Here is a 22,919-nt window from a genome sequence, read left to right as displayed (position 1 = left end):
GGACCCCAGGCCTGCCCAGCTACGTGGTGCGCATCCCGCCCCCGGCGCCGGCGCGGCCGGCCGAGCCACCGCCGGCCCCGGTGTCGCTGTCGGTGCAGCCGCTGGCGGCGGCAGAGCCCGAGATACGGACCGAAAAATGGTACGTGACGGCGCGGGCCCTCAACATCCGGGCCGAGCCCAACAGCCAGAGCCAGCCGGTCGGGGCGCTGCCGCGCGGTACCGCGGTCGACGTCTCCGGGCGCGAGGGCAACTGGGCCAAGGTGGCGGCGGGGGACGTCAGCGGCTGGGCCTTCGTCAAGTATCTGTCGCAGACCGCACCGTGACGAGGGGCGCGCGCCGGCCGGTGCTGGTCCTTGCCGGGGATTGCCTGTTATGAAGCGCGCATGCAGCGCTTCGACCCTTACCTGACGCTCGGGCTGGCCCGGGCCGCTACCGCCGACGCCGTCAAGGCGGCCTACCGGCAGCGCGTGCGCCTGACCCACCCGGACCGCGGCGGCGACCCGGCGGAGTTCATCGCCGTGGTCAAGGCCTTCGGCCTGCTGTCCGACCCGGAGGCGCGTCGGCTCTACGACGAGGCGGGCATCATCGACGAGGATGGCGTCAAGACATTCCGGCGCGACGTCGCCGGCATCCTCGCCGACATGTTCGATGCCGCGGTGGAGACGGCCGTGGCCACCGGCCTGCCCCTGGCCCGGGTCAATTTCGTCGAACAGATGAAGGCGGCGGTGACGAGCGGGCTCGGCGACGCCAGGGCCAGCCTCGCCAGCAGCGATCGCGCCATCGCCGCGCTGTCGGCGCTGCGGGCGCGCATCACCCGCAGCGACGGCGCCGAGAACGTGTTCGCCAGCCGGCTCGATGCGCAGATCGCCACCCGCGCCAAGGAGCGGGCCGTGCTGCGCCGCCGGCTGCTGATCCTCGAGACGGCCATCGTCGAGCTGGGCAATTACCGCTCGGAAGTCGAACTCATCTCCGCGCTCGAGGCGGCGCCTTAGGCCGCCCCGAGCCGGCGTGCAGCAGGGGCCGCGGCTGCGCGCCCCATGCCGTCGGTGCGGCGGGTCAGCCCAGGATGCTGCGCGCCCAGCCCCAGACACCAACCTTGCCGTGATCGGCAAAGTGGCGCAGGCGCTGCGCCAACCCGGTCCCGGTCATGGTTCCCAGGTAGTTGCAGTCGCACAGCAGGCGATGCGCATCCTCGTCGGTGATCTCGAAGAAATCCATCGCGGTGCCGAGCGTGTCGTCGCTGACGCCGGCCCGGCGCAGGACCGCATCGTGATAGGCGACGGTGAGCGGGGTGTTGTCGCCGCGATAGGCGCGGCGCTCCGCCGGCGACAGATACTCGATCTCCCTGAGGGCGCTGAGCGATCCGCCGTGCGCCGCCAGGGCATCGGCCCAGCGCAACAAGCGCTCGCGGCGCGACAGCGCCACGACCCCGTCGAGCGAAGGCACGATTTCGGCTACCGGCATCTGGTGGGGGTTCTGGTGCTTCATAGGAGCCTCCTTTCAGAGATCCTCACGGCCGAAAGCCTAGCACCGCCACGCCGCCCCCACACATCAACTCGCGCATCCCGCCGATCACTTTTCGGCGTTGCCAACCGCCTCGCCGAGCCGCTCGAGGGTGAGCGGGTCGCCGATCCCGCCATAATACCGGTCGAGCGCCGCCGGGAATGCCGGCTCGCCCGGCGCGGCGCGGGCGAACAGCGTCATCGAGGAGCGGAACTTGCGATCGTCCGGGCTGCCGAAGATCGCGTGCGCGCTGCGGCCGGCCACGGCATTGACCAACCCGGTGCATTCCAGCAGGCGCGGCCCCAGCACGGGGTGCGCAAGGTAGGCGCGGGCCGCGTCAAGGTCGGCAAGGCCGTAGCGTTGGGCCATCGGGCTCGAGCCCAGCCCCCTGAGCTGGGGAAAGACGAACCACATCCAGTGGCTCGCTTTGCGCCCGGCGCGCAACTCCGCCGTCACCGCGGCATAGACGCGGTCCTGGGCCGCGACGAAATGCTCGAACATGCGCGCACCTCCCTGGCCGCAAGCCTAACGCGACGAAAACCGGCAGGGAACTTCCCGCGCCGCCGCCGGTTGCACCCGAGGACACAGAGGAGCGCTGCCATGCACATGCCCCCCGAACCCGACATCCCCGACCTGCCCGGCGATGGCCGCCCCGGCAAGGTCCCGCCGTTCCAGCCGGGGCCGCTGCCCGACCCCGACCCTGGCCGCGCGCCCTTCCCCAACCCCGACAAGCCGGGCGACCTGCCCGACCTGCCGCCGGCCCGCGAGCCGTTCCCGGGCGAAGACACACCGCTCCGGCAATAGGCGGCTCCCGGCCTAGCTGCGGCCGAACTCGTCCTCGATGCGGACGATGTCGTCTTCGCCGAGATAGGAGCCGGTCTGCACTTCGATGAGTTCCAGCAGGATCTTGCCCGGGTTGGCGAGCCGGTGGGTGCAGCCGAGCGGCAGGTAGATGCTCTCGTTCTCTGACAGCATGGAGACGGTGCCGTCGATGGTCACCTCGGCGGTGCCGCGCACCACGATCCAGTGCTCGGAACGATGATGGTGCTTCTGCAGGCTGAGCTTCTTGCCCGGCTTGACGAACAGCCGCTTCACCTGGAAGCGGTCGCCGGCAAGGATCGACGAATAGCCGCCCCATGGCCGGTAGGCCGTGCGATGAATCTGGGTAATGGAGGCCGTCGCCGGATTGGCCTTGAGAAGCGTGACCATGGGGCCGACCTTCTGGGCCTCCGACAGCCGGCCGACATAGATGGCATCCTCGGAGGCGATGACGGCGACGTCGTCGAGCCCCTCGACGGCGACATGGGCCTTCTCGGAAACCACCAGCGAGTTCCGCGTATTGGAGAGCGTCGCCTCGCCCTTGACGACATTGCCCGCCGCGTCCTTGCCCGAGACCTTCCACACCGCGTCCCAACTGCCCAGGTCCGACCACGGGAAGCTCACCGGCACGAGCGACACCAGCCGCGATTTCTCGAAGATGGCGTAGTCCACCGAGATGTTCGGCGCCGCCGCGAAGCTGGCTTCGTCGAGGCGCACGAAATCGAGGTCGACCCGGGCCCGGTCGACGGCGTCGCGGGCGGCCGCGTGGCTCTCGGGCGACAGCGCCTCGGCCTCGGCGAGAAACCCGCCCGCCGCCAGCATGAACATGCCCGAATTCCAGTAGAAGCCGCCGGCCGCCAGCATCCGCTCGGCGCTGGCGCGATCGGGCTTCTCGATGAAGCGGGCCACCGCGTGCACGCCTTCGCCCGTGCGTTCGCCGGCCTCGACATAGCCGTAGCCCGTTACCGGCGCGGTCGGGGTGATGCCGAAGGTCACGAGGCGCCCGGCGCGTGCCGCTCCGGCGGCGCAATCGACCGCCCGCCAGTAATCCGCATCGGTCAGAACGGAATGGTCGGAAGGCAGCACATGCAGGACCGTTTCGGGACCGAACCTGCCGGCGACGAAGAAGGACGCGGCGGCGATCGCCGGGGTGGTGTTGCGGGCCACCGGTTCGAGCAGCACGCCGGACAGTTCGAGGCCCAGTTCCTGCGCCTGTTCCGCCACGAGGAAGCGGTACTCGGCATTGGTGATGACCACGGGCGGAGCATAGCGGGCGGTGTCGGCCACGCGCTGCAACGTCTCCTGGAACGGGCTCAGGGCGCCGGTCAAGGCGAGAAACTGCTTGGGCCGGGCGGAGCGCGACAGCGGCCACAGGCGCGTCCCCTGCCCGCCGGCCAAAACCACAGGAACCATCAACCGAGGCATGCACCAACTCCGCAGACCGGCCCCGTTTATCGGCAGAAGCGGCGCCGGCTGCAAGCGGATTTGGCGCGCTTCGCGGCCACGGCCGGCGGCATCGCCACGGAATCGCTGCAAGCTGCGTTTTGATGCAGATTTGGCGGCCGCTCGGTGACATTATCTGGCGGCCGAATCCCGAGCCGCCGCGTCCGCCGCGGCGACATCCGCATACTGGAGCCCGTAATTGTCCGAAACCGTGGCGGCGACCAAGCCCGCCCAAGCCGGCGAGACCACGCTCGCCATCATCGTCGCGCTCGCCTTCAGCCACTTCGTCAACGACATCATGCAGTCGCTGCTGACGGCGATCTATCCCATCCTCAAGGCCAATTACGGGCTGGACTTCGTGCAGATCGGGCTGCTGACGTTCACCTTCCAGGTGACGGCCTCGATGCTGCAGCCGGCCATCGGCATCTATACCGACCGGCACCCGCTGCCCTATTCGCTGGCGGTCGGGATGAGTTCCAGCCTCGTCGGGCTGATCATCCTGGGCTTTGCCGACAGCTACTGGCTGCTGCTGCTGGGCGCCGCCTGCATCGGGCTCGGCTCGGCGGTGTTCCATCCGGAAAGCTCGCGCGTCGCGCGGCTGGCCTCGGGCGGACGGCACGGGCTGGCGCAGTCGCTGTTCCAGGTCGGCGGCAATGCGGGCTCGGCGGCCGGGCCGCTGCTCGCCGCCTTCGTCGTGCTGCCGCGCGGGCAGGCGAGCGTGAGCTGGTTCGCGCTGGCAGCGCTCGTCGGCATCTTCACGCTGTGGCGCGTCGGCGGCTGGTACGCGGCGCACCGCCGCGCCAATGCCGGACGCCCGGCGCTGAGCACCACCCCGCTGTTCGACCGGCGCACGACCGTGGTCGCCCTGCTCGTCCTCACCATCCTGACGCTGACCAAGAACACCTACATGGCGAGCCTGTCGAGCTACTACACGTTCTTCCTCATCGAGCGCTTCGGCGTCAGCGTGCAGGACAGCCAGCTGCTGCTGTTCGCCTATCTCGGCGCGGCGGCGGCCGGCGTCTTCGCAGGTGGACCGATCGGCGATCGTTTCGGGGCCAAGTTCGTCATCTGGTTCTCGATCCTGGGCGTGCTGCCGTTCACCCTGGCGCTGCCCTATGCCGACCTCACCTGGACGGTCGTGCTGACCATCCTCATCGGCCTCATCTTCTCCTCGGCCTTCCCGGCGATCGTGGTGTTCGCGCAGGAGCTGATGCCGGGGCGGGTGGGCATGGTCGCCGGCATCTTCTTCGGCTTCGCCTTCGGCGCCGGCGGCATCGCCGCGGCGGCGCTGGGCGCGCTCGCGGACGTGGGGGGCATCGGCTTCGTGTACTGGCTGTGCTCGTTCCTGCCGCTGGCCGGGCTGCTGACGGTGTTCCTGCCCTCGACGCGACGGCGATAGAAGCGGGCGGGCTGGCATGCCGCGCCCGGATTGGCTATGCCACTGGCTCCCCACGAAGCAGAGGTGCGCACAGCCATGGCCAGCCAGTCCCCCAGGAGCCCCATCGATCCGGTCAAGCTCGACAAGCTGGCCGAAGTCGCCATCAAGGTCGGCCTGCAGCTGCAGAAGGGGCAGGACCTGGTGCTGACGGCGCCGGTGGCGGCGCTGCCGCTGGTCCGCCGCATCGCCGAGCATGCCTACAAGGCGGGCGCGGGCCTGGTGCAGCCCATCTTCTCGGACGAGGAGATCACGCTCAGCCGTTATCGCAATGCCCCGGAGGCGAGCTTCGACCGGGCGCCGGGCTGGCTGTACGAGGGCATGGCCAGGGCGTTCGCCGGCAATGCCGCACGGCTCGCCATCGCCGGCGACAATCCGATGCTGCTGGCGAACGAGGACCCGGAGAAGGTCGCCCGCGCCAACCGCGCCAACTCGATGGCCTACAAGCCGGCGCTCGAAAAGATCACCAGCTTCGACATCAACTGGAACATCGTTTCCTACCCCAGCACGTCGTGGGCGAAGCAGGTGTTCCCCGACGATGAAGAAGACATTGCCGTGGAGAGGCTGGCGGAAGCGATCTTTTCTGCCTCCCGCGTCGACGTCGCCGATCCGATCGCCGCCTGGCGCGAGCACAACGCCAACCTCAAGGCGCGCTACACCTGGCTCAACGAGAACAATTTCTACGCGCTGCACTATACCGGGCCGGGCACCGACCTGACCGTCGGCCTCGCCGACGGCCACAAGTGGAAGGGCGGCGCCTCGGAAGCCAAGAACGGCATCACCTGCAACCCCAACATCCCGACCGAGGAGGTGTTCACCACCCCGCATGCGCAGCGCGTCGACGGCTATGTCCGCGCCACCAAGCCGCTGGCGCACCAGGGAACGCTGATCCGGGACATCGAAATGCGCTTCGAGGGCGGCCGTGCCGTCGAGGTGAAGGCCAGCAGCGGCGGCCAGGTGCTCAACAAGGTGCTCGACACCGACGAGGGCGCGCGGCGGCTGGGCGAAGTGGCGCTGGTGCCGCATTCCTCGCCCATCAGCAAGTCCGGCCTGCTGTTCTTCAACACGCTGTTCGACGAGAACGCGGCGTCGCACATCGCCATGGGCCAGTGCTATGCCGACTGCTTCGAGGGCGGCAAGTCGCTCAGCCCGGAGCAGATCGCGGCGCAGGGCGGCAACAGGAGCCTCATCCACATCGACTGGATGATCGGCTCGGCCGAGATCGACATCGACGGCGTCCATGCCGACGGCAGCCGGGTAGCGGTGATGCGCAAGGGCGAGTGGGCGTAGGGCGGACTCGTTGCGCCGCTACTCGGTCGGCGCGTAGTTCTCCCCCAGATACACCTCGAACGTCGTCACGTGCCGGCCGAGGCGGGTGATTTCGACCTGCTTGAGCGGCGTCATCGTCTCGAACTGGGATCGGGCGAAGCGGATGGGCCAGGCGCCGTCGGCGACGATGATGGCGTCCCTGCCCCTGAGCGCGGCCCGGTCGGTCCAGAAATCGTACTGGTCGCGCAGGGTGTTGAACGAGGTGACGCTCTTGTCGTGCAACTGGAAGCCGAGCTGGGCGGCGTAGGTGTAGCGTGTCGCGGCGAGGAAGGCTTGCGGATGCTGCTCGTGCAGCGCCTCGACCTCCTGCGCCAGCTCGCCCCAGCCGTAGTTGGCGGCGGTGCCCCAATCGGGAAGTCCGAAGAAGGGCACCAGCGGCAGCACGGTGAAGTTGACGGTCAGGAGCGTCGCCATGACCGTGCCGAACGCCAGATGCAGCCGGAACAGCCAGCGCTGGCCAATATAGCGGAAGGCGATCGCGATCAGCGACACGTAGCCGACGATGTTCCAGTAGAAATAGACATAGACGAACAGCGACACGGCCAGGAACGTCGCCGTGGAGACGCCGAACACCGCCAGCGCCAGAGCGCGGGCGCGGTGCTCGAAATCGGACTGCGAGCGGTCGCGCCGCAGGCGGAACAGGGCGATGAAGAAGAACGGCGAGATGACCAATGCCATGTTCGCGACGAAGTCCGGCGGGTACCAGAGCTTGAGGTCGTCCCAGCTTCCAGTCAGCCGATCGTTGAGGTGGAACCGGTAGGAAGCGAAGCCTTCGGCCAGGTTCCAGTACAGCACCGGCGCCTGCATCAGGACGCTGAGGAGCGCCGCCAGCCACAGATGCGGGGAGGCCAGCGCCGTGCGCAGCCGCGGGCGGACGAGCACCATGAGGCCGAAGCCGAAGCCGAGGAACACGCCGTTGTACTTGGTGAGCACGGCGAGCCCGAGGCAGACGGCGCCGAGGTAGAGGTCGCGGACGGAACGGCCACCCGTCTCCCACTGGTCGGCGAATTTCAGGAAGAAGCGGGCGGCGGCGACGACGAGGAAGAGCAGCAGGTGGTCGTGGAAGGCGAAGGTGCTCATCAGCCAGAGCACGGGCGTGGCCAGATAGATGGCGGCGGTTTGCCAGAAATAGCGCTGCGGATCGTCCGGTAGCATGCGGCGCGCCCAGTCCCAGAAGATGGCAAGCGTGCCCAGCAGCGTGACCCAGGTCAGCAGCCTGACATTGAACGGGTGCCAGCCGAACAGCTGCGCCACGAGGCCGAGCAGCCAGCCGTGCAGGGGCGGATGGTCGAAATACGACCAGGCGGGGTACTGGCCCCACATCCAGTAATACGCCTCGTCGCCCATGGGGTCGACGCCGAGGTCGAACCACAGCTTGAGGGCGAGGAAGTAGCCGACGAGAAGCTGCAGGGCGAGACGCGATTGCCGCTCCCCGCCCACCTGGGTCTCCGCCGCCGCCACCGCCATTCGACACTCCGTTGCCAGCGCGCCGAGGCATAACGGAATTGGCCGCGGAGGCAAGCACCCCCGCGGCGGCGCCGGCACTTTTGTGCGCAGCACGTCGTCGGCACGCCCGGCAGGCGTCGCGTCCGCGATGCGTGCGGCTTTACGGAAACGGTTGCAGCACTTATCGGTAGGAGGCTTGCTGCCCACGGGAGGGGACGGTCCGGCACCATGACCAAGCGCGTGTTGATCGCCGGCGAATCGTGGACCGTGCACTCGATTCACCAGAAGGGCTTCGACAGTTTCACCACCACCGAATACGCCGAAGGCGTGCGCTGGCTGCGCGAGGCGCTGGAGGCGGCCGGGTGGAGCGTCGACTACATGCCGTCACACGTCGCCGCCCGCGATTTCCCGGCCACCGCCGACGCGCTCGGGGCCTTCGACTGCGTACTGCTCAGCGATATCGGGGCCAACACGCTGCTGCTGCATCCCGATACGTTCACGCGCTCGAAGACCCTGCCCAACCGGCTCGAGGCGATCCGCGACTACGTCGCCGCCGGCGGCGGCCTGGTGATGGTCGGCGGCTACATGACGTTCCAGGGCATCGAGGGCAAGGCCCGCTACGCCGGCACCGCGGTGGAGGAGGCGCTGCCGGTGACGCTGTCGCCCAACGACGACCGGGTGGAGGTGCCACAGGGCATCACGCCGCAGGTGGTGCTCAAGGGCCACCGCATCGGGGAAGGGCTGGGCGACACCTGGCCGCGGCTGCTCGGCTACAACCGCGTCGCCGCCCGGCCCGGGGCTGAAATCGTCGCCACCGTCGGCACCGACGTGCTGATCGCGGCCGGCGGCTTCGGCAAGGGCCGCAGCGTCGCCTTCACCTCCGACTGCGGACCGCACTGGGCACCGCCCGGCTTCATCGAATGGCAGGGCTATGCCGCGTTGTGGGACCAGATCGTGAGCTGGACCACGGGGCGCCCGTGAGGCGCCGAGGGAGCAGGAGGAAGAACTGGCAGCGGTCATGGTCCTCGGCATCTTCGTTGCCGATCTCGCCTTCCGGGCGCCGCGCCTGCCGGTGATGGGCGAAACCATCCTGGGCAGCGGCTTCGCCAGCGGCCCCGGCGGCAAGGGCAGCAACCAGGCCATCGCGGCCGCCCGCGCCGGCGGCGATGTCGGCCTCATCACCCGCATCGGCAACGACGCCTTCGGCACGATGGCCCGGCAGGCCTGGCAGGAAGCCGGCATCGACACCGCCACGATCGTCACGGACGAAAGCGCGCCGACCGGCGCCGCCTTCATCTTCGTCTCCACCGAAACGGGCGACAACGCCATCATCGTCGAGAGCGGTGCGGCGGGGAGGCTGTCGACCGCCGACGTGGCGCGGGCCGAAGCTGCCATCGCCGGCGCCAGGGTGTTCATGACCCAGTTCGAGCAGCCGATCGGAGCGGCGCTCGAAGGCCTGCGGCTGGCGCGCCGGCACGGGGTGACGACCATCCTCAACCCGGCACCCGCCGTCGCCGTCGACGACGCCATCTGGCCGCTCTGCGACTACGTCACCCCCAACGAGACGGAGGCCGCCAGCCTTACCGGCCTGCCGGTCGAGACCGACGCGCAGGTGCTGGCCGCGGCAAATGAACTGGTGCGCCGCGGCGCCCGCAACGCGCTGATCACCCTGGGCGAGAAGGGGGCGCTGCTGCATGGGGCAGCCGGGACCGCCATCGTCCCGGCGTTCCCGGTCGCCAACGTGGTCGATACCACCGGGGCGGGTGACGCCTTCAACGGCGCCTTTGCCGTGGCGCTGGCCGAAGGGCGGCCGCCGCTCGAGGCGGTGCGCTTCGGCTGCGCCGCGGCGGCGCTCTCGGTGCAGAAGCCCGGGACTGCCCCGTCGATGCCCGGTCGCGCCGCCATCGACGTCCTGCTCGCCTGACCGGCCGCCCCGCAGGCAGGGTCAGGGCACGATGGCCGGCAGGGCCGCGATCTCGGTTTCGTCGAGCTGGCGCAGGGTTTCGGCCACCAGCCCCTTGAACACCGGCTCGCTCTCGTCGCTGAGGGTGCGCAACTGGGGCAGTCCCGAGATGCGCCCGACCAGCGAGCCGGCGAGCGCCAGGTCGATCTCGGCCCGCATCAGCGCAAAGGCGCGCGTCCCCGGGCCGACGATCACCACATGGCTGGGCGCGAACAGCGCCAGCAGGCGGCTCAGCCCGTAGCCGATGGCGCGGCCGGCGAGGTTGAAGCCGTGGGTCGCGGCCCGGTCGCCGTTCATGCCGCGGCTGATGAGGTGGTCGAACTCCGCCGCGGGAATGGCGGCCGCGGGCGGTGTCGTCTCCGGGACCGAAAACGCTGTTCTCAGGATACCGTAGTCGGCGGCGTAGGCCTCGATGCAGCCGCGCATGCCGCAGCGGCACAGCGCGCCATTGGGCACGTGGTTCATGTGGCCGAACTCGGTGGCCCCCTCTTCGCCGCGGCCGAGCCAGCGCCCGGGAGCCGACAGCCCCATGGCGACGGTGGAGCCGAGAAACACGGTGGCGATGCTCGCATCGCCCAGGCTCGGGTCCAGCCGCCGCGTCCCTTCGGCAAGGAGCCGCCCGCGCTTGGACAGCGTCACCGGCACGCCGAACGTGTCGCGCAGCGGCGTCACCAGGTCGGCACCGGCGAGGCCGGGCACGGGCGACCAGGCGAGGCTGCTGCCGGATTTGTCGAGGATGCCCTGCACCGAAATGGCGATGCGGCGCAGCCGCGCCGTCTCCGCCGGGTCGCGCTGCCGCAACTGGCCGATGCGCTCGACCAGCATGCGCGCCGCCGGCAGCTCGCGAAAGCTCGCGGGCGTAAGCGGCGCCTCGATGCGGTCGACCAGGGTGCCACCATAGTCCACCAGCGACAGGCGGGCCCGGTTCACCTCGAGCTCGACGAGGACGACATAGGCGGCGGCGCGGTTGAAGCCGATCTGCACCGCCGGCCGGCCGGGGGCCCGTTGGTCGCCGCGCGGCCCCGGCCGGTCGGCGAGCACGCCCTGGGCGATCATCGCCTGGGTGATGGCGGTGATCGAGGCATGGCTGAGGCCGGTGGCAGCGGCGAGCTGGGTGCGCGCCAGCGAGCCGGCCGCGCGCAGCGCCTCGAGCACGAGCGCGCGATTCTGCCGTCGCACCGAGTCGCTGTCGCCGACGCCCTTGTCCATCTACCCCTGCCGTTCCCCGGGATTGCCCCGCCGGGACGAAACCATTGTCGCCGTCAAATCTCAATTGACTCGCGCACGCCTGCCGTGCAAACAGTTTTTTCGAGCAGTAAAATTAATGCTCACAAAAAGCCATTGCGTCAGCGGCGGCGTGGCCGCCACGGGAGGAAGACATGAAGAACCTGTTTGCGGTCCTGCTCTGCTCGACCGTCATTGCCGGCACGGCCAGCACCGTGCTTGCCAAGGACCTGGTGATCGGCGTCAGCTGGAACAATTTCCAGGAAGAGCGCTGGAAGACCGACGAGGCCGCGATGAAGGCGGTCATCGAGGCCAACGGCGACAAGTACATCTCCGCCGACGCGCAGTCGTCCGCGTCCAAGCAGCTGACCGACATCGAGAGCCTGATCGCCCAGGGTGCCAACGCGCTCATCGTGCTGGCGCAGGATTCCGAGGCGATCGCGCCCGCCGTGGCGGCGGCGGTGGCCGAAGGCATTCCGGTGATCGGCTACGACCGCCTGATCGAGAACCCGGAGGCCTTCTACCTCACCTTCGACAACAAGGAAGTGGGCCGCATGCAGGCCCGCGGCGTCTTCGCCGTGCAGCCTGAGGGCAACTACGTCTTCATCAAGGGCAACAGCGCCGACCCGAACGCCGACTTCCTGTTCGAGGGCCAGATGGAGGTACTGAAGGACGCGATCGACGCCGGCAAGATCAAGAATGTCGGCGAGGCCTACACCGACAACTGGAACCCCGAAGTCGCGCAGGCGAATATGGAGCAGTTCCTGACCGCCAACAACAACGACATCGACGCCGTGGTCGCCTCCAATGACGGCACCGCCGGCGGCGCCATCGCGGCGCTCACCGCACAGGGCCTCGCCGGCTCGGTGCCGGTCTCCGGCCAGGACGGCGACCACGCCGCGCTCAACCGCATCGCGCTCGGCACGCAGACGGTGTCGGTGTGGAAGGACGCGCGTGAACTGGGCAAGAAGGCGGCCGAGATCGCGGTCGCGCTGGCCGGCGGCACCGCCCTCGACGCGGTGGAGGGCGCCATCAAGTTCAACAACGGGCCGAAGGGCATCGAGATGAACGCCGTGCTGCTCGCTCCCGTGCCGATCACGCGGGACAACCTCGACGTCGTCATCGATGCCGGGTGGGTATCGAAGGATGTCGTCTGCCAGGGCGTGGCGCCCGGTACCGTCGCCGTGTGCGGCTGAACCGAAACACGCGCCGGATGCCGCGGCATCCGGCGCGGCCACGCCTGCGCCACGGCGCCGCGCGTGCTATGATGCGGCCGGATTCAGGACCCGCGCGAGCAGCGGGCCGGCCCCTGTTTGCGCGAGGAGGACCCTGCAATGGCTGACCAGCCCGCCGTCTCGACGGCCACCGCCGCGCGCAAGCCGGCGTTCGGCGCCCTGCGGCGCTTCTTCGACGCCACCGAGCTCGACACGCGCCTGCTCGGCATGCTGGGCGCCCTGATCATCATCTGGCTGGCCTTCAACAACTTGTCGGGCGGGCTGTTCCTGACCCCGCGCAATCTGTGGAACCTGTCGGTGCAGACGGCGTCGGTGGCGATCATGGCGACCGGCATGGTACTGGTCATCGTCACCCGCCACATCGATTTGTCGGTCGGCTCGATCCTGGGGTTCATCGGCATGGTCATGGGCGTGACCCAGGCCGAGATCCTGCCGCACATCCTCGGCTTCGGGCACCCCGCCATCTGGGGGCTGGCGCTCCTCGCCGGCATCGTGACCGGCGCTGCCATCGGCGGGCTGCAGGGCACCATCATCGCCTACTTCAAGGTTCCCGCCTTCATCGTCACGCTCGGCGGCTACCTGGTCTGGCGCGGCGGCGCCTGGTGGATCACCAAGGGCCGCACCGTGGCGCCGATGGACGCCTCCTTCCAGCTGCTCGGCGGCGGCCCCGCCGGCTCCATCGGATTCTGGCCGACCTGGGCCGTGGCCGCCATCGGCTGCATCGCCATCGTCTTCCTCATCTGGCTCGGTCGCCGGCAGCGGCGCCGCTTCCACTTTCCGCTGCGCCCGATCTGGGCAGAAGCCACGCTCGGCGCCCTCGGCTGCGCCGCCATCGCCGCCGCCGCCTGGATCGCAAACGCCTATCCCTGGCCGATCCGCATCGCGCAGCGTTATGCGGAGGCCAGGGGTATCCCGGTGCCCGAGGGCGGGCTGGTCATCCCGCACGGCGTCGCCATTCCGGTGCTGGTCGCCATCGCCGTGGGAATCGTGATGACCTTCATCGCCACGCGCACCCGTTTCGGGCGCTACGTCTTCGCCATGGGCGGCAACCCGGAGGCCGCCGATCTCGCCGGCATCAACACCCGCTGGGTGACGGTCAAGATCTTCATCCTGATGGGGGCGCTGGTCGGCATTTCGTCCGCCATTTCGGTGGCCCGGCTCAACGCGGCGACCAACGCGCTGGGCACGCTGGACGAACTCTATGTGATCGCCGCGGCGGTGATCGGGGGAACCTCGCTGTCGGGCGGCGTCGGGACCATCGCCGGGGCCATGCTGGGCGCCCTGGTCATGCAGTCGCTGCAATCGGGCATGGTGCTCATCGGCGTCGACAGCCCGCTGCAATCCATCGTCGTCGGTGTGGTTCTGGTCTTCGCGGTCTGGCTCGACACGCTGTACCGCCGCCGCGCCAACTAGGAGGGCTCGATGCTCGACAAGAAGAAGACGCCGCTCGTCGAGATGGAGGCCATCTCGATCTCGTTCGGAGGCCTGCACGCCGTCGAGGACGCCTCGATCGATCTGTACCCCGGCGAGGTGGTCGGGCTGCTCGGCCACAACGGCGCCGGCAAGTCGACGCTGATCAAGATCCTGTCGGGCGCCTACCGGCGCGACAGCGGCATCATCCGCATCGACGGCAGCGAGGCCACCATCAACAACCCGCGCGACGCCAAGGCCTACGGCATCGAGACGATCTACCAGCAGCTAGCCGTCGCCGACAATGTCGACGCCGCCGCCAACCTGTTCCTCGGCCGCGAACTGGTGACGCCCTACGGCACGCTCGACGACGCCGCCATGGAGAGCCGGGCGCGCGAGGTGATGGGCCGGCTCAACCCGAATTTCCGGCGGTTCAAGGAGCCGGTGAAGGCGCTGTCCGGCGGCCAGCGGCAATCGGTGGCGATCGCCCGCGCCATCCTGTTCAACGCCCGCATCCTGATCATGGACGAGCCGACCGCAGCGCTCGGCCCGCAGGAGACGGCGCAGGTCGGCGACCTGATCAAGCAACTCAAGGCCGAGGGCATCGGCATCTTCCTCATCAGCCACGACATCCACGACGTCTTCGACCTCGCCGACCGCATCGTGGTCATGAAGAACGGCAAGGTGGTGGGCACGGCGCACACCGCCGACGTGAGCAAGGACGAGGTGCTGGGGATGATCATCCTGGGCAAGGTGCCTCCGGGCGCGGTACCCGGCCCCGGGGCGATGGCGGCCTGAGCCGGAGGAACGGCGCTCAACTCCGAAGTTCGACCCAGGCCGGCGCGTGGTCCGAGGCGTTGTCCTCCCCGCGCACCCAGCGGTCGACACCCGCAGCCCGCAGCCGGCGGGCGAGGCTACTGCTCAGCAGGACATGGTCCAGGCGCAGCCCGGCGTCGCGCGGCCAGCGATTCCGCATGTAGTCCCAGAAGGTAAAGAGCCGGTCGTCCTTCGGGTGCCGCCGGCGCAGCGCATCGACCCAGCCCTGCGCGAGCAGACGCCGGAAGGCGGCGCGCGCCTCGGGCTGCACCAGCGCGTTCTCGTCATAGGAGCGGGTCTCGTAGATGTCGCGCGGCTCGGGGACGATGTTGAAATCCCCCATCAGCGCCACCGGCAGGCCGGTGGCGAACAATTCGGCGGCGTGGGCCAGCAGGCGCTCGTTCCAGCGCAGCTTATAGTCGAATTTCGGGCCCGGTCGCGGGTTGCCGTTGGGCGCGTAGAGCGAGGTCACGATGACGCCGCCCACGGCCGCCTCGATATAGCGGCTCTGGGCGTCGGACGGATCGCCCGGCAGGGCGTCGCGCGTGAGCACCGGTTCGGCCCCGCGGGCCAGGATGGCGACGCCGTTCCAGCTGCGCTGGCCGCGCCAGACGGCGCCGTAGCCGGCGGCCTCGAGCGCGGCGCGCGGGAAGTCCGGCTGCGACGCCTTCAGCTCCTGCAGGGCCACCACGTCGGGCCTGGCCGCCGCCAGCCAGGCCAGCAGGTTGGGCAGCCGCCGGTTGACGTTGTTGATGTTGAAAGTCGCGAGCTTCATCGGGCTCACAGCCCGGCGGCGAAGTCTTTGACGGCGGACGCCATTGACCGCAGATGGTCAGCGGCGGTGAAGCCGGAGACGACCTTGCGCGGCCTCAGGTCGTGATCGCCGTCCTCGAGCCAGAGGATGCGGATGGCCGGCGACAGGCTGTAGCCCGCCACCTCCTCGCGGCTGCCCATCGGGTCGCGGGTTCCCTGCACGATGAGGGCGGGGCAGCGCATCTGCATGAGATGGCCCGTACGCAACTGCCCGGGCTTGCCGAGCGGGTGGAACGGGTAGCCGAGGCAAAGCAGGCCCGCGACCCTGCCGGCGGCGTGCAACTCGTCGGCGAGCATGGAAGCAACCCGCCCGCCCATCGACTTGCCGCCGATGACGAGCTTGTCCGTCGCGCCCAGCGCCGCGATGGCAGCCGCATATTCGGGCATGACGCTTTCGGCCCGCGGCGGCGGGCGCTTGCCGGCCGCCGTGCGGCGGGCGGCCATGTAGGCGAATTCGAAGCGGGCGACGCGCAGGCCCTCGGCCGCGAGGGCGCGGGCCGCGGCCATCATGGCGGCCGAATCCATCGGCGCGCCGGCGCCGTGGGCGAGGAGCACGGTCACCGGCGCCCCGGCCGGACCATCGAACAGGAAATCGGTCATGCCACCCGGCCCGGATCGCCGGCCCGTTGCGCCTCGGCGAGCTTGCCGTCGACGTAGCTGATGCCGCGGGCGGCGCGCCGGCCCCACTCGGAACCGGGGTCGAGCGCGACGTAGCGCGCCCACCAGGCACGGGCTTCGGCGAGATCGCCGGCCGCGTAGGCGAGCACGGCGAGATTGTAGATGGGGTCGCCGTAACCGGGGTCGAGCGCAACCGCCTCGAGCAGGTGGGCCCGGGCGGCGGCGAGCCGCCCCTCGGCGTGCAGGAGCGAGCCGAAATTGAACCAGGCCTCGACGAAGCCCGGATCGAGCTTGAGCGCCAGGGCATAGGCATGCCGCGCGCCCGCCACGTCCCCCGCCGCGCGCAGGGCGTTGGCGCGGTTGAAGGCGGCGACGGCGTCGGTGGGCTCGCGCCCCAGATAGCGCGCATAGAGGGCGGCGGCGCGGGCCGGCTCGCCGGCCGCCTCGGCCGCCTCGGCGGCCTCGAACAACTCGTCGGCGTCGTCGTCGTCCGCCGCAAGGGGCAGCAGGTGCTGGCCGTCGATCTCGGTCAGCGCCTCGCCGTGGCGGCGGTAGATGGCGTCATCCTCGCCGGCGTGCAGGGCGAGCGCGGTGAGCGAGGTGACCTTGCCCGCACGATGCGCCGAGCGCGCGATCGCCCCCCAGCCGGCTCCGGCGGCGGCAAGACGGGCATAGCTCTTGGCCAGGATGGCGTCGCGGAACGAGAAGGGCTCGGCGTCGTGCTCGAAGGCATCGAACAGCGCCAGCAGATCGAAGCTGCGCGGCGCGAGCCCGGATTGATCGAGCAGCGCCTGGCGCGACAGGCTTCCCGCCGCGGCGCCGGGGAGCAGGCCGAGGGTACGGCGGAAGCCGTTCTCGCTGAGCGGCACGGCACCGGCGGCGACGGCCGCGTCGAAATGCGCGGCGATCGCTTCGTCGGGCAGCCGCTCGAGCAATCTGCGCCCGAACACGGCGTGGGTGGTCCGCCGGGTCAACCCACGCCGCAACACCCCACCCTGGCATTCGACCTCGCGCCGGGCGAGACGCCGCGGAAACGCGGCAAGCGCGCCGAGGAGGCCGTAGCTCGCCCCCGCACCCACCCTCAGGCCTTCTTGCGCGCCGGCTTCGCGCCCTGCTTCGCGGCGGGCCTGGCCGCAGGCTTGGCCGCTGCCTTGGACTTGCTGGCCGCCGGCGGCTTGCCCTGGCCGAGGCTCTGCTTGAGCGCATCCATGAGGTTGATGACGTTGCCGCGCTCGGGCGCTGCCGCATGGATCGGCTTGTGGCCCTTGAGCTTCTCGCGGATCATCTGCATCAGCGCCGCCTCGTAGCGATCCTCGTAGCGCTTCGGATCGAATTTCGTCACCTTCTGCTCGATGAGCCTCGCGGCGAGCTCCAGCATCTCCGGATCGGGCTTGAGATCGGGAATGTCGCGGAAATACTCGGCGGTGGAGCGCACCTCGTTGGGGTTGCGCAGCGTACACACGAACATGCCCTCGTCGCGGGCGCCGATGGTGACGACGCGCTCGCGGCTGGACAGCACCAGCCGGGCGATGGCGAGCTTGCCGGAGCGGCGCATGGCCTCACGCAGGACGACGAAGGTCTCCTCGGCCATGGCGCCGTCGGGGGCGAGGTAATAGGGCACGTCCTGATAGATGACGTCGACCTCGCTTTCCTCCACGAAGGCCTCGATGTCGAGGGTGTGCTTGGACTCGATGCGGACCGCCTCGAGGTCGGAATCGTCGATGATCACGTACTGCTTGTCCTCGTATTCATAGCCGCGCACGAGATCGGCGCGCTCCACGAGGCCGAGCTCGGGGTCGACCGGCTTCATGTTGATGCGGTTGTGGGTGTCCTTGTGCAACTGGTTGAAGCTGATGCGCTCCGAAGAACTGGTCGCCGGATAGAGCCGCACCGGGCAGCTCACCAGAGACAGCTTGAGGTAGCCCTTCCAACTGGCCCGCGGCGCCATCGTCACACTCCCGTTTCATCCGTCGCTCCAGGCAGTATCGCCGCATGACGGTCGATATCGGCCCAAGGATCGCCGGAACTCCTCACAAATTCAGGCAAAGTAGAATAGTTCAAATCCTCCGGAGCGTCGATGCTCGCCAGATCATCCCAGTTAACGGGAGCCGAAGCCGGAAGGTTCACGCGGGCGCGAAGACTGTAGGGGGCCGCCGCCGTGGCGCTGCGGGCGTTGCGGTGGAAGTCGATGAAGATGCGGTTGCGGCGCTTGTCCTTGGCCATGCTGGTGACGAACGTGTCGGGGTGGGCGGCCGCGATGCTGCCGGCGATCTCGCCGGTGGTCCGGTGGACGCTCTTCCAGCGGGCCCGGGGCTCGAGCGGCACCACCACGTGCAGGCCCTTGCCGCCCGACGTCTTGACGAAAGCGGTGAGGCCGAGGCCGGCCAGGACCTGCCGCACGGCCAAGGCGGCGGCGACGGTGGCACGGAAGGCAACGCCCTCGCCGGGATCGAGGTCGAAGGTGATGCGGTCCGGCCGTTCGAGGGCCGCCCGGCGGCAACCCCAGGTGTGGAATTCGATGACGCCGAACTGGGCCAGCGCCAGGTAGCCCTTGGCATCCGCTATGGCGATGAAGCGGCGTCTCTCGCCGCCGGCGGCCGCATCCTCGAAGCTGTCGACGGCCTTGGGCATGCCGCTGAAGGGGTGGCGCTGGTAGAACACGTCGCCGGCCTTGCCGGTCGGGCTGCGCACCAGCGTCACCGGGCGGTCGATGAGGTGCGGCAGCATGAAGTCCCCGACCTGCGCGTAGTACACGGCGACATCGAGCTTGGTGGGGCCGGCGCTGCCGAACAGGCGGCGGCCCGGATTGGTCACGAAGATCGAGGCGAGATCGGCATCGGTGATCCAGCGCCGGCGCGGAGCGGCGTCGGCGGCGGCCCGGATCTCCGGCTCGCGCAGCCCCTTGAACACGGCGTGCCGCAGGCTGCCGTCGCGCGTGCGATTGGCGTAGTGGACACGGGCGGTGAGCACCGGCCGCACGGCATGCAGGTCGCGCGGGGCCCGCGGCAGGGTGGGGGCCCCATCGCGCAGCGGCGCCAGCCGGGCCGGCAGCGAGCGCAGTTCGCCGGCGTCGAAGCCGGTGCCGACCTTGCCGCGCCAGTGCAATTCGCCCCCCTCCCACTCGCCCAAGCCCAGCGCCGCCAGCCCCCCGCCTTCGGCGGAAAGGGTGTAGCCGACGACGGGAAAATCGCCCGCCGCGAGCGCCTTGGTCTTGACCCAGGCGGCGGTGCGCGCCTCGACATAGGGCGCGTCGGCGCGCTTGGAGACGATGCCCTCGAGGCCAAGTTCGGAGGCCCGGTCGTAGAGCGCCTGGCCGTTGCCGGCGACGTGGTCGGAATAATGCAGCGCCGCACGCGGGCCGGAAACGGGGGCAAGAAGTCTCGCCAACAGCTGCTTGCGGCGCAGCAGCGGCACCTGGCGCAGGTCCCAGCCGTCGAGATAGGGCAGGTCGAAGGCATAGTAGGTGAGCCGGTGGCTCGCCCCCTCGGCGAGCGCCTGCTGCAGATCGGCAAAATGACTGACGCCGTGCGCATCGACGACCACGACCTCGCCGTCGATGATCGCCTGCTTGCATGGCAGTCCGGAGAATGCCGCGGCGAGCTCACCATAGCGCCGCGTCCAGTCCAGCCCGGCCCGGGTGATGAAGCTGACGGCGCCGTGTTCGAAGTGGGCGGCGGTGCGATAGCCGTCGAACTTGATCTCGTGCACCCACCCCGGGCCCGAGGGCGGGGCCTGGGAGGGGGTGGCGAGCTGCGGCTTCACCCGCGCCGGCATCGGCGCCCGCACCGCGCCCTTGAGCGCTCCCGGGCGCAGCCGCACCGGTCGGCCCGGGGCGGCGGGGGCAGGGTCCGCGGCGGCGGCCGCAAGTTCCTCGATGGTGCGGCCCGACTGCACGCTTTCCGGGCGGGCGGAAAGGATGTCCGTCCCCGGCTCGGCGGAGGCGTCCTTCTCCTTGAACAGCAGCCAGTCGGCCCTGGCGTCGCCCGGCTTCGGCTTGAGGCGCACCAGCATCCAGCCGCCCTTGAGCTTCTCGCCCCACAGGCGGAACTTGAAGTCCCCGGAGGCGAGGGCCGCATGGGCATCGCCCATCGGCGCCCAGTCGCCGCGGTCCCAGACGATCATCGGCCCGCCGCCATATTCGCCGGCCGGGATCACACCCTCGAAATCGAGGTACTCGAGCGGATGGTCCTCGGTGGCGACGGCGTAGCGCTTGGCGGCGGGATCGAGCGACGGGCCCTTGGGCACCGCCCAGGATTTCAGCACGCCGTCCAGTTCGAGCCGCAGGTCGTAATGGTCCGCGGTGGCGTGGTGCTTGTGCACGACGAAGCGGCTCCCCCCGGGGTCGTGCGCGGCGCCGGCCGGCTCCGGCGTCCTCGAAAAATCCCGCTTGCGGCGATAGGCGGTGAGCTTTGCTGCGGCCATGAGCGCAGCTAAACATCGCCGCGCCCGGCGGGCAATGTGCGGCGTGGCCATCGATTGGGCTTGATTTCGCGGCCGGGAACGCGGAACGCTTGGAAACCGCAAGCAAGGTGCAGCCCAGGCCGCCCGCCCGCATGACGCCAGAGACCGCGCACAGGACCAGGGCCCACGCCAGGACCGGCGTGCTCAAGGACGCCGGGCGCCGGATCCGCCTCGCCGCCGCCCGGCTCGACCGGCTGCTGCCGCTATCGCTGCGCTTCCTCATCCTGGCCGTGGTGGTCGTGGCGCTGGCCATGCTGGTGCTGGGCAGCTGGATCGGCCACTATCTGCAGGCCAGCATCAGCCAGGGTATCGCGGTTTCATGGGCCTCGACGGTCGACTCGCTGGTGTCGAACCGGTTCACCGCCCTGCCCGACGAAGGTCCGATCAGCCCGGCGGACCGGGCCACGCTCGACATGATGTTCGAGGTCGGCAGCGAGGCGGATTCCACGCGCCTGCTGCATATCCGGGTGTGGCGGCGGGATAACTGGTTGCTCTACGAGTCCGAGGGCAGCCTGGTCGATCCGATCAGCCCCGAGGATTTTCGTGCAGCGGCGGAACGGGGCGAGGTCACCTCGCGCGTCATGCCGATCCCGCTCGAAGCGGTCGGGCCGATCGAGAGCCACACGCTGAGGGTGCTGCGCATCTATACGCCGCTGCACCGGTCCGGCTCCGACGAGGTGTTCGGCGTGGCGGCCCTCTACTACAGCGCCCAGTCGCTGCTCGACATCCAGTTCCGAGCCCTCGTCAATGTCTGGATCGTCGCCGGCCTGATCGGGCTCGGCGTCATCGGCGTGCTCTACCTGGTCGTCGACCGCGCCAGCCGGACCGTCGCCAGGCAGCGCGCGCGGCTGGCCCGCAACCTCGTGGCCTCGCGGCGGCTGTCCAGGGAAGTGCACGCGCTGCACGCTGCCTCGGAACGGCTGCGGCTCGATGCCACCTCCGCCAATGAAAGCCTGCTCGCCCAGGTCGGCTCGGACATCCACGACGGCCCGATCCAGTTGTTGACGCTGATCATCCTCAGGCTCAGCAAGGCCGCGGCCAAGGTAACGCGCGGCCTGCCCCACGATGTCTCGGAGTTGCACACCACCATCCAGCTCGCCACCGAGACCATGGAGGAATTGCGCAACATCTCCACCGGGCTCGTGCTGCCCGAACTCACGCCGCTCAGCCTCGGTGACGCCATCGGGCTCGCCATCTCGCGGCACGAGGAGGCGACCGGCGCCCGCGTGGGGCGGCTGATCGGCCCGCTGCCGGACGAGGTGTCGATGGCCGTCAAGATCTGCGCCTACCGCATCATCCAGGAAGCGCTCAACAATGCCTTCCGCCATGCCGCGGCACCGGACACGGCGGTCGCGGCGAGCAGCGCCAACGGACGCCTCGTCGTGCGCATCGAGAACCCGACCCGGCACAAGGTTGCACCGGGCGACGAGGGCGCGCGGCGGCTCGGCCTGCGCGGCATGCGCTTCCGCGTTGAATCGCTCGGCGGCGTGCTGCGGGCCGACGTAGGAGCATCCCCGGTATCGCGGGTGGAGGCGGAAATCCCCTACCGGACGGAGCAGGTGCCGCTGCCGCCAGCGCGGTCGTAACGCCTATTCCCTGCCCTCGCCGAGGCCGTTGTCGCGCAGGGCCTGCGCCGCCAGCACGACCTCGAGGCGGTTCTTCACCCGCAGCTTGTTCATGAGGTTGGTCATGTAGTGCTTGACCGTCTTCTCGCTCAACTGCAGCGTGCGGGCGATTTCCTTGTTGGTCTTGGCCTCGAACAGGCACTCCACCAGCTGCTTCTCGCGGGCGCTGAGGCGGGCCGATTGCAGTTCCTTCTCGCGCTTGGTGCGATTGCGAAACGCCAGCATCAGCTTCTGCGAAAAATCCGGGGAGACGAACAGCTGTCCCGCCAGGACCGAGTCGATGGCGGCGTGCAGATCCTCGGACGGACGGCCCTTGAGCACAAAGGCGTGGGCGCCGGCGTCCAGCGCCTTGAGCGCCAGATCGACATTGGCGAAAGCCGTGAACACGATGACCTTGGTCGGGCCGCGTTCGACGATGGCCCGGATGGCCGCGAGCGCATCACCCGGCATGCTGAGATCGAGGGTGAGGATGTCGGGCACGTGCCGGCTCGCCAGGGCAACGGCCTCGTCGGCGGTAGAACCCGTGCCCACGATGTCGTAGCCGGGATCGGACGAGAACAACGCCGCGATGCCGCGCAACAGCGTGGGGTGGTCGTCGACAAAGCCAATGCGGATGACACTCAATTTCGGGGGTTCCTCTGCGAATGCACTGTCGGCGGCCATGGGTGCGCGCCGGGAATCTACTGTCAGTTGCGGCTAATCGATGACCGGGTTCCGTGCCGCGCCGGCCTTCCCGTGATCGCCACCGTTGCCGCGATGCTCGTCGGCCCGGCCGTTGC

At 69.6% G+C, this 22,919-nt stretch carries 22 protein-coding genes; 11 read left to right on the top strand and 11 right to left on the bottom strand.

All coding sequences use genetic code 11. The annotated features are described in order from the left end of the window. Both VGD93_RS11035 and VGD93_RS11030 read left to right on the top strand, forming a co-directional pair. The coding region (locus VGD93_RS11035) for an SH3 domain-containing protein (protein WP_395012001.1) at window positions 1-323 on the top strand (323 nt) is incomplete at its 5' end. 60 nt (window positions 324-383) lie between these two features. After that, entirely contained in the window at window positions 384-992 is a 609-nt protein-coding gene (locus VGD93_RS11030; RefSeq protein ID WP_395011999.1) for a DnaJ domain-containing protein, read from the top strand. Window positions 993-1,056: 64 nt separating this feature from the next. On the opposite strand, the gene VGD93_RS11025 is transcribed toward VGD93_RS11030, so the two are convergent. Both VGD93_RS11025 and VGD93_RS11020 read right to left on the bottom strand, forming a co-directional pair. Further along, window positions 1,057-1,488, bottom strand: coding sequence for a hypothetical protein (locus tag VGD93_RS11025; protein WP_395011997.1), 432 nt, complete (start codon window positions 1,486-1,488; stop codon window positions 1,057-1,059). An 84-nt stretch (window positions 1,489-1,572) separates the two neighbouring features. After that, a complete protein-coding gene (locus VGD93_RS11020) occupies window positions 1,573-2,004 on the bottom strand; it encodes a DUF1810 domain-containing protein (protein WP_395011995.1) in 432 nt (143 codons plus the stop codon). A gap of 99 nt (window positions 2,005-2,103) precedes the next feature. Here VGD93_RS11020 and VGD93_RS11015 point away from each other — a divergent pair, with 99 nt between their 5' ends. Beyond that, on the top strand, window positions 2,104-2,307 hold the full coding sequence (locus tag VGD93_RS11015; protein WP_395011994.1) for a hypothetical protein: 204 nt from the start codon (window positions 2,104-2,106) through the stop codon (window positions 2,305-2,307). Between the two features lie 12 nt (window positions 2,308-2,319). Here the strand turns inward: VGD93_RS11015 and VGD93_RS11010 are convergent, their stop codons facing one another. Next, window positions 2,320-3,747, bottom strand: a complete 1,428-nt coding sequence (locus VGD93_RS11010) for a mannose-1-phosphate guanylyltransferase/mannose-6-phosphate isomerase (RefSeq protein ID WP_395011992.1) — start codon at window positions 3,745-3,747, stop codon at window positions 2,320-2,322. Between the two features lie 217 nt (window positions 3,748-3,964). On the opposite strand from VGD93_RS11010, the gene VGD93_RS11005 reads away from it, so the two are divergent. Together VGD93_RS11005 and VGD93_RS11000 are read left to right on the top strand one after the other, a co-directional pair. Further along, window positions 3,965-5,164 (top strand): MFS transporter, encoded by a 1,200-nt coding sequence (locus VGD93_RS11005; protein ID WP_395011990.1) that lies wholly within the window; start codon window positions 3,965-3,967, stop codon window positions 5,162-5,164. Between the two features lie 75 nt (window positions 5,165-5,239). Next, entirely contained in the window at window positions 5,240-6,490 is a 1,251-nt protein-coding gene (locus VGD93_RS11000) for an aminopeptidase (RefSeq protein WP_395011989.1), read from the top strand. A gap of 18 nt (window positions 6,491-6,508) precedes the next feature. Here VGD93_RS11000 and VGD93_RS10995 read toward each other — a convergent pair whose 3' ends face one another. Continuing rightward, window positions 6,509-7,996, bottom strand: a complete 1,488-nt coding sequence (locus VGD93_RS10995) for an ArnT family glycosyltransferase (RefSeq protein ID WP_395011987.1) — start codon at window positions 7,994-7,996, stop codon at window positions 6,509-6,511. A gap of 207 nt (window positions 7,997-8,203) precedes the next feature. Here VGD93_RS10995 and VGD93_RS10990 point away from each other — a divergent pair, with 207 nt between their 5' ends. After that, window positions 8,204-8,956 carry a glutamine amidotransferase gene (locus tag VGD93_RS10990; RefSeq protein ID WP_395011985.1) on the top strand — a complete coding sequence of 251 codons (753 nt, stop codon included), beginning with the start codon at window positions 8,204-8,206 and terminating at the stop codon, window positions 8,954-8,956. Window positions 8,957-8,993: 37 nt separating this feature from the next. After that, window positions 8,994-9,899 carry a ribokinase gene (gene rbsK, locus VGD93_RS10985; protein WP_395011983.1) on the top strand — a complete coding sequence of 302 codons (906 nt, stop codon included), beginning with the start codon at window positions 8,994-8,996 and terminating at the stop codon, window positions 9,897-9,899. 21 nt (window positions 9,900-9,920) lie between these two features. Here rbsK and VGD93_RS10980 read toward each other — a convergent pair whose 3' ends face one another. Beyond that, the gene (locus tag VGD93_RS10980; protein ID WP_395011982.1) at window positions 9,921-11,147 is read right to left on the bottom strand and encodes an ROK family transcriptional regulator; all 1,227 of its coding nucleotides are present in this window, start codon (window positions 11,145-11,147) and stop codon (window positions 9,921-9,923) included. 170 nt (window positions 11,148-11,317) lie between these two features. On the opposite strand from VGD93_RS10980, the gene xylF reads away from it, so the two are divergent. From xylF to VGD93_RS10965, 3 genes are all read left to right on the top strand, one after another. Further along, window positions 11,318-12,358: a D-xylose ABC transporter substrate-binding protein gene (gene xylF, locus VGD93_RS10975; protein ID WP_395011980.1), complete on the top strand. Its 1,041-nt coding sequence runs from the start codon at window positions 11,318-11,320 to the stop codon at window positions 12,356-12,358. A gap of 138 nt (window positions 12,359-12,496) precedes the next feature. Next, entirely contained in the window at window positions 12,497-13,810 is a 1,314-nt protein-coding gene (locus VGD93_RS10970; protein ID WP_395011978.1) for a sugar ABC transporter permease, read from the top strand. Window positions 13,811-13,819: 9 nt separating this feature from the next. Continuing rightward, window positions 13,820-14,605 (top strand): ATP-binding cassette domain-containing protein, encoded by a 786-nt coding sequence (locus VGD93_RS10965; protein ID WP_395011976.1) that lies wholly within the window; start codon window positions 13,820-13,822, stop codon window positions 14,603-14,605. A 16-nt stretch (window positions 14,606-14,621) separates the two neighbouring features. Here the strand turns inward: VGD93_RS10965 and VGD93_RS10960 are convergent, their stop codons facing one another. Genes VGD93_RS10960 through ligD form a run of 5 tightly spaced genes read right to left on the bottom strand, consistent with a single transcriptional unit; the run spans window position 14,622 to window position 20,476 of the window. Further along, window positions 14,622-15,398, bottom strand: coding sequence for an exodeoxyribonuclease III (locus tag VGD93_RS10960; RefSeq protein WP_395011974.1), 777 nt, complete (start codon window positions 15,396-15,398; stop codon window positions 14,622-14,624). Between the two features lie 5 nt (window positions 15,399-15,403). After that, window positions 15,404-16,036, bottom strand: a complete 633-nt coding sequence (locus VGD93_RS10955; protein WP_395011972.1) for an alpha/beta family hydrolase — start codon at window positions 16,034-16,036, stop codon at window positions 15,404-15,406. Continuing rightward, complete coding sequence (locus VGD93_RS10950) at window positions 16,033-17,133, bottom strand: tetratricopeptide repeat protein (protein ID WP_395011971.1); 1,101 nt, start codon at window positions 17,131-17,133, stop codon at window positions 16,033-16,035. Before VGD93_RS10950 ends, VGD93_RS10955 begins: the two co-directional genes overlap by 4 nt. Window positions 17,134-17,135: 2 nt before the next feature. Then, window positions 17,136-18,002 carry a Ku protein gene (locus tag VGD93_RS10945; RefSeq protein ID WP_395011969.1) on the bottom strand — a complete coding sequence of 289 codons (867 nt, stop codon included), beginning with the start codon at window positions 18,000-18,002 and terminating at the stop codon, window positions 17,136-17,138. A gap of 2 nt (window positions 18,003-18,004) precedes the next feature. Next, the gene (ligD, locus tag VGD93_RS10940) at window positions 18,005-20,476 is read right to left on the bottom strand and encodes a DNA ligase D (RefSeq protein ID WP_395011967.1); all 2,472 of its coding nucleotides are present in this window, start codon (window positions 20,474-20,476) and stop codon (window positions 18,005-18,007) included. Window positions 20,477-20,607: 131 nt separating this feature from the next. On the opposite strand from ligD, the gene VGD93_RS10935 reads away from it, so the two are divergent. Further along, complete coding sequence (locus tag VGD93_RS10935; RefSeq protein WP_395011965.1) at window positions 20,608-22,101, top strand: sensor histidine kinase; 1,494 nt, start codon at window positions 20,608-20,610, stop codon at window positions 22,099-22,101. A 3-nt stretch (window positions 22,102-22,104) separates the two neighbouring features. Here VGD93_RS10935 and VGD93_RS10930 read toward each other — a convergent pair whose 3' ends face one another. Continuing rightward, the gene (locus VGD93_RS10930; RefSeq protein ID WP_395011963.1) at window positions 22,105-22,764 is read right to left on the bottom strand and encodes a response regulator; all 660 of its coding nucleotides are present in this window, start codon (window positions 22,762-22,764) and stop codon (window positions 22,105-22,107) included. Window positions 22,765-22,919 lie beyond the last annotated feature (155 nt).

The organism is Devosia sp. (assembly GCF_036406155.1).
GTDB lineage: Bacteria > Pseudomonadota > Alphaproteobacteria > Rhizobiales > Devosiaceae > Devosia_A.
The sequence above is the reverse complement of the archived record's forward strand: the minus strand, read 5'-3'. Positions and strand labels throughout refer to the sequence as shown.

Coding starts and splice junctions, on each gene's coding strand:
- VGD93_RS11030 (WP_395011999.1), top strand. CDS start 384: ATGCAGCGCTTCGACCCTTACCTGACGCTCGGGCTGGCCCGGGCCGCT.
- VGD93_RS11025 (WP_395011997.1), bottom strand. CDS start 1,488: ATGAAGCACCAGAACCCCCACCAGATGCCGGTAGCCGAAATCGTGCCT.
- VGD93_RS11020 (WP_395011995.1), bottom strand. CDS start 2,004: ATGTTCGAGCATTTCGTCGCGGCCCAGGACCGCGTCTATGCCGCGGTG.
- VGD93_RS11015 (WP_395011994.1), top strand. CDS start 2,104: ATGCACATGCCCCCCGAACCCGACATCCCCGACCTGCCCGGCGATGGC.
- VGD93_RS11010 (WP_395011992.1), bottom strand. CDS start 3,747: ATGCCTCGGTTGATGGTTCCTGTGGTTTTGGCCGGCGGGCAGGGGACG.
- VGD93_RS11000 (WP_395011989.1), top strand. CDS start 5,240: ATGGCCAGCCAGTCCCCCAGGAGCCCCATCGATCCGGTCAAGCTCGAC.
- VGD93_RS10995 (WP_395011987.1), bottom strand. CDS start 7,996: ATGGCGGTGGCGGCGGCGGAGACCCAGGTGGGCGGGGAGCGGCAATCG.
- VGD93_RS10990 (WP_395011985.1), top strand. CDS start 8,204: ATGACCAAGCGCGTGTTGATCGCCGGCGAATCGTGGACCGTGCACTCG.
- rbsK (WP_395011983.1), top strand. CDS start 8,994: ATGGTCCTCGGCATCTTCGTTGCCGATCTCGCCTTCCGGGCGCCGCGC.
- VGD93_RS10980 (WP_395011982.1), bottom strand. CDS start 11,147: ATGGACAAGGGCGTCGGCGACAGCGACTCGGTGCGACGGCAGAATCGC.
- xylF (WP_395011980.1), top strand. CDS start 11,318: ATGAAGAACCTGTTTGCGGTCCTGCTCTGCTCGACCGTCATTGCCGGC.
- VGD93_RS10970 (WP_395011978.1), top strand. CDS start 12,497: ATGGCTGACCAGCCCGCCGTCTCGACGGCCACCGCCGCGCGCAAGCCG.
- VGD93_RS10965 (WP_395011976.1), top strand. CDS start 13,820: ATGCTCGACAAGAAGAAGACGCCGCTCGTCGAGATGGAGGCCATCTCG.
- VGD93_RS10960 (WP_395011974.1), bottom strand. CDS start 15,398: ATGAAGCTCGCGACTTTCAACATCAACAACGTCAACCGGCGGCTGCCC.
- VGD93_RS10955 (WP_395011972.1), bottom strand. CDS start 16,036: ATGACCGATTTCCTGTTCGATGGTCCGGCCGGGGCGCCGGTGACCGTG.
- VGD93_RS10945 (WP_395011969.1), bottom strand. CDS start 18,002: ATGGCGCCGCGGGCCAGTTGGAAGGGCTACCTCAAGCTGTCTCTGGTG.
- ligD (WP_395011967.1), bottom strand. CDS start 20,476: ATGGCCGCAGCAAAGCTCACCGCCTATCGCCGCAAGCGGGATTTTTCG.
- VGD93_RS10935 (WP_395011965.1), top strand. CDS start 20,608: ATGACGCCAGAGACCGCGCACAGGACCAGGGCCCACGCCAGGACCGGC.